The 13,028-nt window shown below is 69.6% G+C and carries 11 protein-coding genes; 8 read left to right on the top strand and 3 right to left on the bottom strand.

Going from position 1 to position 13,028, the window contains the following annotated elements; translation table 11 throughout:
- Positions 1–311: 311 nt before the first annotated feature.
- From FL311_RS33710 to FL311_RS33695, 4 genes are all read left to right on the top strand, one after another.
- A complete protein-coding gene (locus tag FL311_RS33710) occupies positions 312–2,621 on the top strand; it encodes a glycosyltransferase family 39 protein (protein ID WP_141331769.1) in 2,310 nt (769 codons plus the stop codon).
- Positions 2,618–3,535, top strand: a complete 918-nt coding sequence (locus FL311_RS33705; protein WP_141331767.1) for an ABC transporter ATP-binding protein — start codon at positions 2,618–2,620, stop codon at positions 3,533–3,535. The genes FL311_RS33710 and FL311_RS33705 overlap by 4 nt, the downstream gene beginning before the upstream one ends.
- Positions 3,536–3,537: 2 nt before the next feature.
- Complete coding sequence (locus FL311_RS33700; protein ID WP_141331765.1) at positions 3,538–4,338, top strand: ABC transporter permease subunit; 801 nt, start codon at positions 3,538–3,540, stop codon at positions 4,336–4,338.
- A gap of 218 nt (positions 4,339–4,556) precedes the next feature.
- Positions 4,557–5,609, top strand: coding sequence for an SPFH domain-containing protein (locus tag FL311_RS33695; protein WP_141331763.1), 1,053 nt, complete (start codon positions 4,557–4,559; stop codon positions 5,607–5,609).
- A 77-nt stretch (positions 5,610–5,686) separates the two neighbouring features.
- Here the strand turns inward: FL311_RS33695 and FL311_RS33690 are convergent, their stop codons facing one another.
- Positions 5,687–7,405, bottom strand: a complete 1,719-nt coding sequence (locus tag FL311_RS33690) for a chromosome segregation protein SMC (RefSeq protein WP_228557264.1) — start codon at positions 7,403–7,405, stop codon at positions 5,687–5,689.
- A gap of 30 nt (positions 7,406–7,435) precedes the next feature.
- On the opposite strand from FL311_RS33690, the gene epmA reads away from it, so the two are divergent.
- From epmA to FL311_RS33675, 3 genes are read left to right on the top strand one after another with little or no spacing between them, the layout of a single operon-like run.
- Positions 7,436–8,440, top strand: coding sequence for an EF-P lysine aminoacylase EpmA (epmA, locus tag FL311_RS33685; RefSeq protein ID WP_141331759.1), 1,005 nt, complete (start codon positions 7,436–7,438; stop codon positions 8,438–8,440).
- Positions 8,437–9,180: a 1-acyl-sn-glycerol-3-phosphate acyltransferase gene (locus FL311_RS33680; protein ID WP_141331757.1), complete on the top strand. Its 744-nt coding sequence runs from the start codon at positions 8,437–8,439 to the stop codon at positions 9,178–9,180. The genes epmA and FL311_RS33680 overlap by 4 nt, the downstream gene beginning before the upstream one ends.
- Positions 9,177–9,869 carry an inorganic pyrophosphatase gene (locus FL311_RS33675; protein ID WP_141331755.1) on the top strand — a complete coding sequence of 231 codons (693 nt, stop codon included), beginning with the start codon at positions 9,177–9,179 and terminating at the stop codon, positions 9,867–9,869. The genes FL311_RS33680 and FL311_RS33675 overlap by 4 nt, the downstream gene beginning before the upstream one ends.
- A 53-nt stretch (positions 9,870–9,922) precedes the next feature.
- Here FL311_RS33675 and FL311_RS33670 read toward each other — a convergent pair whose 3' ends face one another.
- Positions 9,923–10,957, bottom strand: coding sequence for a hypothetical protein (locus FL311_RS33670; RefSeq protein ID WP_228557263.1), 1,035 nt, complete (start codon positions 10,955–10,957; stop codon positions 9,923–9,925).
- A 159-nt stretch (positions 10,958–11,116) separates the two neighbouring features.
- Here FL311_RS33670 and FL311_RS33665 point away from each other — a divergent pair, with 159 nt between their 5' ends.
- Positions 11,117–11,620, top strand: coding sequence for a hypothetical protein (locus FL311_RS33665; protein ID WP_141331771.1), 504 nt, complete (start codon positions 11,117–11,119; stop codon positions 11,618–11,620).
- A 4-nt stretch (positions 11,621–11,624) separates the two neighbouring features.
- On the opposite strand, the gene FL311_RS33660 is transcribed toward FL311_RS33665, so the two are convergent.
- Positions 11,625–12,479: an energy transducer TonB gene (locus tag FL311_RS33660; protein ID WP_228557262.1), complete on the bottom strand. Its 855-nt coding sequence runs from the start codon at positions 12,477–12,479 to the stop codon at positions 11,625–11,627.
- Positions 12,480–13,028 lie beyond the last annotated feature (549 nt).

Here is a 13,028-nt window from a genome sequence, read left to right as displayed (position 1 = left end):
GCCCGGCGGGGGGCGCTCCCTCCCACTGAGCGAGCAACAAGGCACAACCCAACGTCACCGCTGACACGAGCATGGAGCCTCCGCGAACCGGACGGAGGCGGCCGTTACAAGGCCCGTGCCCCTGGCCGCTCCCCGGGCTCGCGGCATGTGGGCCTCCCTCTTCCGTGCAGGCTCCTGCACAATGGCGCGCAAGCTCCCTCACGGTGTGCCTCCGGCGGAGGTCGACCGGCGGGGGTGGCGGGGTTATAAGGCCGCGTCCTGCCCGTGATGCGCAGGCAACCGCCCGAAACGACTCAAGGAGCCCATCACCCGTGGCGAGCGACGGCGAACAGCAGGAACAGCAGCAAGCGCAGACCTTCGCCGAGTCCATCCTCGGCAAGGAGCTTCTCTCCGCGCCCTGGATGCGGCGTTGGCTGGCGCTGCCGACCACCTGGCGCGTGGTGACGTCCACGGCCTTCTTCGCGGCCCTGCTCTTCCTTCCGTACCTGGGCGCGGTGGGCCTGTGGGACTGCTGGGAGACGCACTACGGCGAAGTGGCGCGGATGATGATCGTCCGGCGCGACTACGTGTTCCCCTTCTGGGAGAACGCGTGGTTCTTCTCCAAGCCGCCGCTCACCATGTGGATGCAGGCGCTGGGCATGCAGGTGGTGGGCACCGTGCAGTCCGGCGGCGCGCTGGGCCTGTACACCGAGTGGGGCATGCGCGTGCCCTTCGTCCTCCTGAGCATCACCGCGGTGACGCTGCTGTCGCTCGCCGTGTCGCGCGTGGTGAGCCGCCGCGCGGGCCTGGCCACCGGCTTCGTGCTGGCCACCATGCCGCTGTACTTCCTGCTCACCCGTCAGACGGTGACGGACACGCCCTTCGTCACCACCTTCGTCTGCGCCATGGCGTGCGCGCTCATCGGTCAGCTCGATGACTCGACGAAGCACCGCGCCGCGTGGTGGTACGGCTTCTACTTCTTCGCGGGCCTGTCCACCCTGGCCAAGGGCCTGCTCGGCGTGGGGCTGCCGGCCGTCATCCTGGTGCTCTACGCGGCGCTGGCCGTCATCCCGTGGGACGGGGCGAGCCTGGACGCGCACCTGCGCTGGCTGACCGACGGCGGCTTCCGCAAGGACGTGCGCGAGGGGCGCCAGCCGATGCCGGTGCTCTGGGGCCAGATGTTCAAGATGAAGCTGGGCACGGGCATCCTGGTGTTCTTCGCGGTGGCCGCGCCCTGGTACGTCGTGATGTCGCTCTTCAAGAGCGTGGACGACGAGGGCAAGCTCTTCTGGTACCGCTTCTTCGTGCACGACCACCTGAACCGCCTCACCGCGGGCGTGCACACCACCACGCCGGGCGGCACGTTCATCTACTTCATCGAGCAGGGCGGCTTCGGCATCTTCCCCTGGGTGGCGCTGTTGCCCGGCGCGTTCTCCGTCGTGGCGAAGCTGAAGCTGCGCTCGGAGAAGAAGTCGGACCACCTGGCGCTCATCACCGTCATCTGGGTGGCCTTCGCCTTCTGGCTGCTGGCCTCCAGCGCCACCAAGTTCCACCACTACGTCTTCCCCGTGCTGCCGGGCCTCGCGGTGCTCATCGCGCTGTTCATCGACCGGCTGTGGGAGGACGGCATCCCCACGCACGCGGTGAGCCTCATCTTCGGCCTGGTCCTCTTCGTGCTCGTGGGCAAGGACCTGGCGGAGAACCCGAAGAACTTCACGGACCTGTTCGTCTACAACTACGAGCGCCCCTATCCCCAGGACCTCGTCACCCGGCCCATCGCCTTCTTCTCGCGCGCGCTGTGGACCGGCGACCTCGTCACGCTGGTGCTGCTGGCGTTCGGCGTCTACCTCTCCTTCGAGGCCTTCTCGCCCAGGACGCGGGAGAAGGTGACGCCGGGCTCGCGCGCCGTCGCGCTGCTGTTGCTCCTGGCAGGCGCGGCCACGCTGACCGCGGTGGCCTCCGGCGCGAAGGTGTCCGCCACGGGCCTCATCGGCGTCGCGGTGGTGGCGGCGGCCGCGTTCCTCGGGTGGCAGTCGCTCAAGTCGGAGCCGGAGGGCCGCTCGTCGCTGCAGCTGATGGCCGGCGTGGTGGCCGTCGTGGGCGTGGTGATGGCGGTGCGCGGGTTCAAGGCGCCGGCCGGTGAGGACTCGCTGCTGCGCTCGCTGTCGGAGCCGGTCAACGTCAAGGGCGCGCTGGGCTTCGTCTTCGCGGTGGCGGGAGCCATGGCGGTGGTGGCCACGCTGATGCGCGCGCGCACCATGCTGTTCGGCACCTTCTGGATGCTGGCCGCGGGCTTCGCGCTCTGGTTCAACTGGAACCACTGGGTGGACCTGTCCCACCACTGGACGCAGCGCGACCTGTTCTGGCGCTACTACGCGCAGCGGCAGGAAGGGGAGCCCATCGTCGCGTACCTGATGAACTGGCGCGGTGAGACGCTCTACTCCAGCAACACCGTGGAGCAGTACCGCAGCGGGGACTACAACGCGAAGCTGCGCTCGCTGGTGGCCCGGCCCGGACGCGAGTGGGTGCTCGCCGAGCAGAAGATGCTCGCCACGCTGCGCAACGCGGTAGGCCCGGACAAGGTCGTCACGCCCGTGGACCGGGACATCAACAACAAGTTCGTGCTGGTGACCATCGATTGAGCGGAATCGACGTCCAGGGGCTGGGCAAGCGCTTCGGCGAGCGCGTCGCCGTGGAGGGGCTCACCTTCCACGTGCGGCCGGGCGAGGTGTTCGGCCTGCTCGGCCCCAACGGCGCCGGGAAGACGACGACGGTGCGCATGCTCACGGGCCTTCTGACTCCCAGCGAGGGGCAGGTGTCCGTGTGGGGCCACCGGGTGGACCGGGAAGGCGAGGCGCTGCGCAAGGTGGTGGGACTGCTCACCGAGCAACCCGGTCTCTATGACAGGCTCACCGCGCGGGAGAACCTGCGCTTCTTCATGAAGCTGCACGAGCTGGACGAGGCGAAGGCGTGGCCTCGCACCCGGCACTATCTGGCGCGCTTCGGGCTGGGTGACCGCGAGCTGGAGCCGGTGGGCGGCTTCTCCAAGGGCATGCGCCAGAAGCTGGCCATCGTCCGCACGCTGGTGCACGACCCGAAGGTCATCTTCCTCGACGAGCCGACGAGCGGCCTGGACCCCGAGTCCGCGCGCACGGTGCGCGACGCGGTGGCGGAGCTGGCGGCGGAGGGACGCACGATTGTCCTGTGCTCGCACAACCTGGCGGAGGTGGAGCGGCTGTGCGAGCGCGTCGCGGTGGTGAAGCGGCGGCTGCTCCTGATGGGGCCGGTGCGCGAGCTGCGGCGCGCGGGGCAGGCGCTGGAGGTGCGCGTGGAGGGCGAGGCGGAGCGCTACCGCAACGTGCTCGCGTCGCTGCCCTTCGCGCCCAACGTGCTGACGGAGGGCATGCGGCTGCGGGTCATGCTGGCGGATGACTCGCACGCGCCGGACGTGCTGGCGTGCCTTGTCGGCGCGGGCGCGCGGGTGCACAGCGCGGTGCCGGCGCAGCGGCCCCTGGAAGAGGTGTACCTGGACCTGCTTCGCGAAGGGGGAGCGTAGCCGTGGCATTCCGTCCGCGCCGGGCCCTGGCCGTGTTCTGGAAGGACTTCCTGGACCTGCGCAAGAACGTGGGCCTGCTGGTGTCCATGGCGGTGCTGCCCACCGTGATGGTGACGGTGCCCATCGTCGTGGTGTGGACGTACGTCCACACGCCCAACCAGGCGGACCTGCGCAGCGTGGCGCAATTCTATGACCCCACGCTGCCCCTGGGCGCGTCGGCCGCGCGCTTCCTCATCGACAAGACGCTCACCGACTGGTTCGGCCTGTTCCTGGTGATGCCCATCTTCGTGCCCATCCTCATCGCGTCGCAGAGCGTGGCGGGGGAGAAGGAGCGCAGGACGCTGGAGCCGCTGCTCGCCTCGCCGGTGACGGCCGCGGAGCTGGTGGCGGGCAAGAGCCTGGCGTCGCTGGTGCCCGCGGTGGTGATTACCTGGGTGGCCTTCATCCTGTTCTGCGTGGGCGTGGACCTGGTCGCGTGGCCGCTCGTGCAGGGGCCGCTGATGCCCAACGCGCTGTGGACCTTCGGCGTGCTGGTGATTGCGCCCCTGTTCGCGTTCTTCGGCAACGGCGTCGCGGTGCTCATCTCCGCCCGGGTGAGCGAGGCCCGCATGGCGCAGCAGATCTCCGCGCTCGTGGTCCTGCCGCTCGTCGGCATGGTGGGCGGGCAGGTGGCCGGCGTCCTCAAGGCGGGCTTCCTGTACTACGCGCTCCAGGGCGCGGTGGTCCTGGTGCTCGACGGGGTGTTGCTGTGGGCGAGCATCCGCCTGCTGGACCGGGAGCGCCTGGTCAGCCGCTGGGGCTGAAATAAGGGCTGGAACGCCGCCGTTGACCGGGCATCAGACACAGGGCCGCCCGGTGGGCGAGCGGCTAGGCAATGGCCAGTGAAACTGGCATGTTGCAGGCAGGGCAGCCGGTCGGAAAGCGGGCGCGCTTTCGTCGCGGGGGCCATGTTCTTAGAGAGGGTCGGGTGGTGGCGCGGATTTGCCGGCCGCCACGGCGGCCACGGAGGCGCTGACTAGCAATGGGTATCTTCGACACCATCAAGGGTGAGGCGAAGCGCAACTTCATCGCTCGCGCGGACACGGCGAAGGGGGAGATCATCTACAAGTATCCGGAGAACAACATCCGGATGCTGACCCAGCTGACCGTGGACGCCGACGAGGTCGCCCTCTTCGTCAAGGACGGCAAGGTGGAGGGGAAGCTGGGGGCGGGCCGTCACCAGCTCGACTCGAACAACATCCCGTTCCTGTCGCGCCTGCTGGAGAAGTTCACCGGCGGCAACCTGTTCGTCGCGGAGGTCTTCTTCGTCTCCGTCCGTGAGTTCCCGGGCATCAAGTTCGGTGGCCCCATCGGCGACGTGCGCGACCCGGAGACGGGCCTGGGCATCGGCACCATGGTGTACGGCGACTTCTCCATCCGCGTGACGGACCCGGAGAAGCTCGTGGTGGGCCTGGTGGGCATGGGCCGCTCCAACAACGAGGCGTTGCTGGGCTGGTTCAAGAACCAGGTGCTCAAGGTGACGCGCGACCGCATCGCCGAGCTGCTGGTGAAGAAGCGCTGGCCGCTGCTCGACGTGACGAGCGGTGCGTACACGGAGGAGATCGAGACGGAGGTCATCGCCGGCCTCAAGCCGCACGTGGACGACTACGGGCTCACCGTGGTGCGGATGGGCAACTTCCACGTCAGCATCAAGGAGGAGGACGAGGCGACGCTGAAGAAGCTGGGCAAGGACGTGGCGTACTCGCGCCTCGCCGGCGGCTTCCAGCAGTACGCGCAGGGGCAGGCGATGCTCGGCGCGGCCGAGGGCATGGCCAAGGGCGGCGAGAGCAGCGGCAACGCGCTGGGCGGCATGGGCATGGGCATGGGCTTCGGCATGGCCCAGCAGTTCATGAACATGAACAACCAGCAGCAACAGCAGCAGCAGCGTCCTCCGGAGCCCGCGCAGCAGGCGGCCCCGGCCGACACGCGCAGCCCCGCGCAGCGCCTGAAGGAGATCAAGGAGCTGAAGGACGCGGGCGTGCTCTCGGATGACGAGTACAACGCCAAGCGCGCGGAGCTGATGAAGCTCCTGTAGTCCTCAGCGTCGCTGACGCGACACCCGGGCCTCCGTCCTCTGTTTCGAGCGCGGGGGCCCTTGTCGTTGATGGGGTGCTACTGGCCCGGGCCCGCGGCGGCGGGGGCCTCCGTCGTCGCATCCTGCGCCGTGGGCGTGCCCTCCGGCCCGGGCGCGCTGACGGTGTCCTCCGACTTCAGGTCCAACCGGATGGGCACCTGCAGCGTGGTGCCCAGGCGAAGCAGCAGCACGTCCGGCTCGATGCCCGGCTCGCCGATGGCCTGGGCCACCTCGCGCGCGGACAGCGCGTTGCCCTTCGCCCACAGCGTCTTCAGGAACTCACCCGCCTCCGGCGAGTGCCACCACGACGGACCGAAGCGCGCCTTGAGCTGGGCTTGAATCTGCCCCGCCAGGAACCACGCGCGGAAGCTGTCCGCGGACTGGAAGAAGTCCTCCTGGTCCACCAGGTAGCGCGCCGTGTCCTCGGTCGTCATCGGGATGTCGTCCGTGCGCGACATGACTTCCCGGTAGAGCTCCCTCGGGTCCACGTCCGCGCGCCGGTGCAGCTCCAGCTGGTACAGCAGCCGGCCCGCCGCGTGACGGATGAGGTACAGCTTGTGCGCGCTCGACGTCGCCAGGTACTTCGCGCGCTCCTCGCCGCTCAGGCCCGCGTGCTCCTCCAGCCACACCGGGTCCTCCAGCAGGTCCTCGAAGAGCGACGAGTACGCCTCGCCCACCGTGGGGTTGCCCAGCCGCGCCAGCTCGAAGCGCGTCTCCGCGGTGAAGGCGGCGTGCAGCGCATGCCCGAACTCGTGCAGCACCCGCGCCTGGTGCAGCACCCCCGAGCCCGGCTTGAACGACACCCGCACGTCCTCCGGCACGCGCACCGCCAGCGCCAGGGGCCGCGAGTTCTTCTTCGGCAGGTCGCGCTCGTCGATCTCCACGTTCTTCTGCGTCGACAGGTCCAGCTTCATTCCCGCCAGCGTCTCGTGCGCCTTCTTCAGCGACACGCCCTTGGGGAACGCGTCCTCCACCTCACGCGAGCGGAACAGCCGCGGGATGTCCGCGCGGGTGATGTCCTTGAAGGCCAGGTTCAGCTCGCGCTGCGCCAGCCGCTCCATGACGACGCGGTACGGGGCCTGCGTGGCCTGCAGGATCTCCTCCGCCAGCACGCTCAGCTTGCCCAGGTCCGCCTGCCGCAGCTCGCTGCCGAAGGCCTCGTACGAGGGGAAGCCCAGCTCCTTCACCCGCTTCTCAGCCTCCTCCTCCTTGCGCCGCAGGGTCTGGTTGAGCCGCTCCAGCGCGGGCGTCGCCGCCGCGTAGAGCGCCTTGCGCCGATTGCCGCTGCGCTCGTTGGCGAGCAGCCGCTCCAAATCCCGGTAGCGCAGCTCCTTGCCGTCCAGGTTGAAGGTGAGCGACGCCTCCAGGTTGGCGGACGCGTCGTTGTGCTCGGCGAGCGCGTGCGACAGGTACTCGCCCGCGAAGTGCGAGTGCAGCGCGGTGAGGGCGCGCACCTCGCGCGGGTCCTGGGTGAGCTGGCGCAGCCGGTCCAGCTTCCGGATGTTGTCGAGCGTGAAGAGGTCCTCCTGCCCCGCGTACGTCCCGGAGACGTCCACGTGGCGGCCCTCGGTCCAGAACACCCACACCAGGCGGTGCTGGGCCTCGAGCAGCGTCTCCGCGCGTGAGGCCAGGGCTCGGACGTCCGCCGTCAGCAGCTGCTCCTCCGTCGGAGGCGGCCGGTTGTCGGCGGGAGGCGCCTTGTGGCAGGCGCTCAGGCAGCAGGCGACTGCGAGGAGGAGGGGAATCCTTGGGTGCATGTGGGGCCTCATGTTACTTCCGGCCCGCCCATGCCCAACCTTTCTCAATGGCGGGCCGCCCGCGGACGCCAGGCCCTCTACTCCGCCCTGCGACGTTTCTTCGCGGCAGAAGGCTACCTGGAAGTCGAGACCCCGCTGCTCATCCCCACCCCCGGGATGGAGCCGCACATCAACGCCTTCGAGGCCCGCTTCGTCCCGGAGACGAACGTGGGCGTCGAGCGCCCGCTCTACCTCCACACCAGCCCCGAGTACGCGATGAAGCGCCTGCTCGCCGACGGGGCCGGCCCCCTGTTCCAGCTCTGCAAGGTGTTCCGCAACGGCGAGGTCTCCACCACGCACAACCCGGAATTCACGATGCTGGAGTTCTACCGGCCGCAGGCGGACTACCACGCCATCATGGCGGACCTGGAGGGCGCGCTGGCGGAGGCGGGGCGCTCGGCCACGGAGGGCGAGACAGGCGCGGACCCGGCCTTCTTCACGCGCACCCCCTACGAGCGGCTCACCGTGCGCGACGCCGTGCTGCGCGCCACCGGGGTGGACATCCGCGTGCACTCGGACGGGCCCTCGCTCAAGCGGGCGGCGGAGGCCATCGGCGTGCGGACGGGCGACGCGGAGAGCTTCGACGACGTGTTCTTCCACCTGTTCCTGCAGCGGGTGGAGACGGGGCTGGGGTTCGACCGGCCGACGTTCCTCATCGAGTACCCGGCGTCGATGGCGGCGCTGTCACGGCTCAAGCCCGGAGATACGGCGGTGGCGGAGCGGGTGGAGCTGTACGCGAAGGGGCTGGAGCTGGCGAACGGGTTCAGTGAGCTGACGGACCCGGCCGAGCAGCGCGCCCGCCTGCTCGAGGAACAGGACCTGCGGCGCAGACTGGGACGTTCCGTGTATGCTCTGGACGAGCGGTTCCTCGACGCGGTAGGTCGAATGCCACCCTCGGCGGGCATCGCCGTGGGGCTCGACAGAATCCTGATGCTGCTGCTCGGGGTCCAGCGCATCTCGGAGGTGCTCCTGTTCCCCGCCCACGAGTTCGTGTGATTCGAGACATCGTCCGGACAGCGTTCGCGGGTGTTTCAGCAGTGGGGCTGACGGGCGCGGCGTCGTCGGCGATATCGGCGCTGTCGGTGGCCGGCGCGCACCGGGAGGCGGACAAGCTCCTGAATCTCTGGGCGCAGGGCGTGCTGGCGTCGGCGGGCGTGCGTCACGAGGCGGTGGGCCTGGAGCACATTCCGACGGAGGGCCACGTCGTCTTCGTGTGCAACCACCAGTCGCACTACGACGCGCCGCTGGGGTTGGCCTACCTGGAGAAGCACACGCGCTTCGTGGCCAAGGCGGAGCTGTTCAAGATTCCCGTGTTCGGCTCGGCGCTGCGGCTGGCGGGCAACATCCCCGTGGTGCGCAGCGGCAGCAGTCAGGACAGGGCCCGGCTGGAGGAGGCCGTGACGGCGCTGCGCGAGCGGGTGAGCGTGCTCTTCTACGCCGAGGGCACGCGCAGTGAGGACGGCCGGCTGCGGCCGTTCAAGAAGGGGGCCGCGACGCTCGCCATCCAGGCGGGCGTGCCGGTGGTGCCCATGGCCGTGTCAGGGACGCGGCTCATCCTTCCCAAGGGAGGACGGGCGGTGCGGTGGGGACAGCGCGTGGCATTGGCGGTGGGAGCGCCCATCACCACGCAAGGCCTGACGATTCAGGACCGCGAGGCGCTCACGCGCCAGCTGGAGGACGCGGTCGCGCAACTCTACTCCGAGGCGTGTCGACGCTCGGGAGACGTACCTACATGAAGAAGCCCGCACCTCAGAAGTCGTTCGCATCTCATCCCTGGCACGGAATCACCCCTGGCAACGACGCTCCGGAGGTCGTCACCGCGTACATCGAAATCGTCCCCACGGACGCGGTGAAGTACGAGCTGGACAAGGAGTCGGGCATCTTGATGCTGGACCGCCCGCAGCGCTTCAGCAGCCAGTGCCCCACGCTGTACGGCTTCATCCCGCAGACCTACTGCGACGAGCTGGTGGCGAAGCGCTGCGCCGAGCGCACGGGCATGCGCGACATCAAGGGCGACGGCGACCCGATTGATATCTGCGTGCTGACGGAGAAGGTGGTCAGCAACGGCAACCTCCTGGTGCGCGCGGTGCCGGTGGGCGGGTTCCGGATGGTCGACGGCGACGAGGCGGACGACAAGATCATCGCCGTGCTCGAGTCCGACCTGGTCTACGGCGAGCTGCAGCACATCGCGCAGCTGCCGCGCCCGCTGCTCGACCGCCTCAAGCACTACTTCCTCACCTACAAGCAGATTCCCGGCGAGGGCAAGCGCAGCGTCGAGATCGCGGAGGTGTATGACCGCCCCGAGGCGCTCGAGGTCATCCGCCGCAGCATGAAGGACTACGACCGCGTCTACGGCAACGCGCCCACCACGCCCGTGCGCAGCCGCGCGCGTCGTCCGGTGGCGCGCAAGAGCCGCGCGTCCTGACGGTGCCCCACCGAGGAGCGGGGCGGTGTCCTCCGCTCCTCGGGGGTTGGAGCTCAGGGCTGGTTCGGGTCCGTGCCGATGCCCTGGTACGGGTTGAAGGTGTACGTCCGGGAGAACTGTGACGACGGGCTGAAGTAGTGCGCGGCGAGCTTCGCCGGGTCGGTGGCGATTTCTCCGCGCAGCACCGGGCCGTCGTTCCCGTCGTCCCAGCCCCACGGCGCGTTGGCGGAGTTGGACGAGCAGTTGCCCGCGACGAGCCCGCAGCCGCCGCTGGTGTCGCCGCGGAAGGTGCCCCAGCCGGAGAAGAGAGTGGAGAGCTCGCGGCGCTGCCAGAGCCCCTCGCCGCCGTACAAGTCCAGCAGCTTGTAGCGCACGTCCGCGGCGGTGGCGGACGCGGGCTGCTCGGCGAGCGTGAGGGAGGGGAAGTACTTCACGCCGTCACCGACGATGTCGTAGGCCGGCCACGCCTTGAGGCCATGGCCCTTGGCCTCCTGCGCCGTAATCGGATGGAGCACGCCCTCGAAGGCCGCGAGCGACAGCGTGCCGTCCACGCTCTCCGCGCCCGAGCCGAGCGGGCTGCCGGTGGGAACGAAGGAGAAGAAGTCCTTGTGCGCCACCGTCACCGCGCCCACGAGCGCGCCGTACTCGCTGCCGTCGCGCTGGACGATGAGCAGCACGCCCTCTCCGTCGTTCTCGTGCTCGCCGTCGAAGATGTTGTCGGACCAGTCGCGCGGGTGGAAGAACAGGTAGAGCAGGTACCAGTGCGAGCTGGTCTCCACGACGGACTGGTACGCGTGCGCGGACAACAGCCGCGAGCCCGTGTTGTCCCAGTTGTTCGTCCCGCTCCAGTCCCCGTCGAAGTCCACGCGCGTGAGGAAGTCCGACTTGCCGCCCAGCGAGTGCGAGCCCGTCACGTCCACGTCCTGGTAGTGGATGGGCGCCCACCGCTTCGTGAGCGCCGCGCGCGCCGCCGTCGAGCCGACCCCGTCGAGCAGCGCCCGCTGCGCCTCGCCGAACGGGTCGTCCTCGGAGTACCCCTCGCCGCAGCCCGCGAGCAGTCCCAGGGACACGGTGACGAGGGTGGACACCAGCACTTCGGAAACACGACGAAGAGGTGACGGCATGCCGGCCTGCCTTTCTGGAAGGCGTCACTCCACGTCATCTTGGATAGATTGTGAACACCGCTTTACTTGAAAAGCGTGTCACGGCCGGGTGGGGTGGAACGGCACCATCTGGAGGTCGTCGTGATGCGGATTCGTTCGTGGGGGTTGTTGTCGCTGTTGGGGCTGTCGACGTTGGCGGGGGCACGTGGGCTTCCGGGAGCATTCGTTCCGGGCAAGGAGCACGGGCCGTTCGTGGACGTGGTGGAGTACCTGAGCTCCGAGGAGGATTTCCGCGCCTGGTTCCAGCTGCGCGCCAACCTGCGCAAGAACTTCGATGACATCTGTGGGGACACGTTCTGCGAGGGGGACTACAGCAACATCGAGACGGTGGTGTTCCGGTGTTCGGTGGGGCAGCGCTCGGGCGTCATCGGTCAGTGCCTCTGGGTGTTCGGCGGCAGCTACGAGCACATCGATGCCAGGTCGGGGGCCATCACCACGGAGGCGCGCACGTGGGCCTGCACGAGCCCGTTGGTGCCGGGCACGACGATGGCGGCGCTGTTGAAGGCGCTGTCCGGGCCGGAGCCGATGAACGCGCCGCTGCCCGGCACCAGCACCACGCTCTATGACGGGTTGATCGACTGTCTCTAGCGGCTCAGCGCAGCTCGACGAGCCGCACGCGCTTGTAGATGCGCTTGTCCAGGGGCAGGCGCGTGTCGATGAAGCCGAGCGCTTCGTCGAACTCGAAGGTGAAGACGGGGATGGGCGGGCTGATGGAGAGGATCAGCTCGAACTCCCAGAGGCTGGTGATTCGCTCGCGCTTGCCCACGGCCTCGGCGGGAGGGGGCGGGAGCTTCTGGGCGGCGGCGCGGACGTCCTTCATCGCCTCGTTGTCCACCTCGGGCTGGTGGCTGGGCTCGACGAGCTCGACGTCGAGCAGGCGTCCTTGCGGGTCCTGCACGACGCGGATGAGGGCGCGGCGCGTGGCCCGGAACTCCTCGCGCATCTTCTCGCGCAGCTCCTGTCGCATGCGCAGCGTCGGGTCTCCGACCTGGCTCGCGGGGCGGCGACGGTCCTCCTCGGGGGGCTTGTTCGCGGCGAAGGCACCGGTGGCGCCGTAGTTGGCGGCGCGCTCGCCCCACACGCGGCCGTAGGCGCGGCTGCGCTCCAGGCCCATGTCGAAGTAGCCCTGGAGGCCATGCTCCTTCACGGCGCGGTCCGCGTCCCAGAGGCCCAGCAGGGTCTTGCCCAGCTGGCTGAAGTAGGGATGCACCAGTCCCCGGTCCACCTTGCCCCGGCCGACGCCCTCGGCGACCAGCTCCTCGACGAGCGCCTGGGGGGAGGTGGGCTCACGGGCGCCTCGGAGCTCGCGCTCCCGGGGCGCTTGTTCCTCGCTGCGCCACGCGGAGACGCGCTGGGTCCGGGCCGCGAGCAGCAGGCGTGCGCCCTCGCGCCGCGCGTCGGTGGGCGCCGCGCGAGGGATGTCACCGTGTGGAGCCTGTCGCGGCACGTCGGAAGACTCAGTTGACGGAGTGTTCTCGCTGGGGGCCTGCGCCATGAGGGGCGCGTCGGCCGGAGGTGGACGGTTCGTGAGGGCTCGCGTGTCGGCCAGCTCCCCGCTCGGGCTGTCATCGCGAGGCTGGGCGGACAGGGCACCCGCAGTATCGGGGCGCGGCGCGTCCGCGGTCAGGGTGTTCGTGTCGCGCTGGGGCGCGGCTCGGATGATGGCTTCCTTCGGGGCCGGGGTCGCGCGCGCGACGGCTCCGTCGGTTCGGTCGGAATCCGCTGGAGGGGCCTCAGGTGCTCGTGCGGTCTTGTCGGGCCGAGGAGGGCTGGTTTCGGACCTCCGTGGGGCCGCGCCGCTGTCACCGCTTCGGGCGTCGCCAATGGATGCGTTGGGGAGAGGCGCGCGGGCGCGCGCGATGGCATCGCCGTCATCGCCCCGGCGGTCCTCCGGTGGCGTGGACGGGGCCTTGTCCACGGGGGCCTGGGAGCCGGCCGCCCGCGCCTCGTCGGGCCGAGCGGGACCCACCGCGAGCGTGCCCGCGCTGTCCCGGGT

The sequence above is a fragment of the Myxococcus sp. AB025B genome (assembly GCF_006518215.1).
Classification (GTDB): domain Bacteria; phylum Myxococcota; class Myxococcia; order Myxococcales; family Myxococcaceae; genus Myxococcus; species Myxococcus fulvus.
This window is presented reverse-complemented; position numbering and strand designations above follow the sequence as displayed.

Coding starts and splice junctions, on each gene's coding strand:
- epmA (WP_141331759.1), top strand. CDS start 7,436: ATGCCCAACCTTTCTCAATGGCGGGCCGCCCGCGGACGCCAGGCCCTC.
- FL311_RS33665 (WP_141331771.1), top strand. CDS start 11,117: ATGCGGATTCGTTCGTGGGGGTTGTTGTCGCTGTTGGGGCTGTCGACG.
- FL311_RS33690 (WP_228557264.1), bottom strand. CDS start 7,405: ATGCACCCAAGGATTCCCCTCCTCCTCGCAGTCGCCTGCTGCCTGAGC.
- FL311_RS33675 (WP_141331755.1), top strand. CDS start 9,177: ATGAAGAAGCCCGCACCTCAGAAGTCGTTCGCATCTCATCCCTGGCAC.
- FL311_RS33695 (WP_141331763.1), top strand. CDS start 4,557: ATGGGTATCTTCGACACCATCAAGGGTGAGGCGAAGCGCAACTTCATC.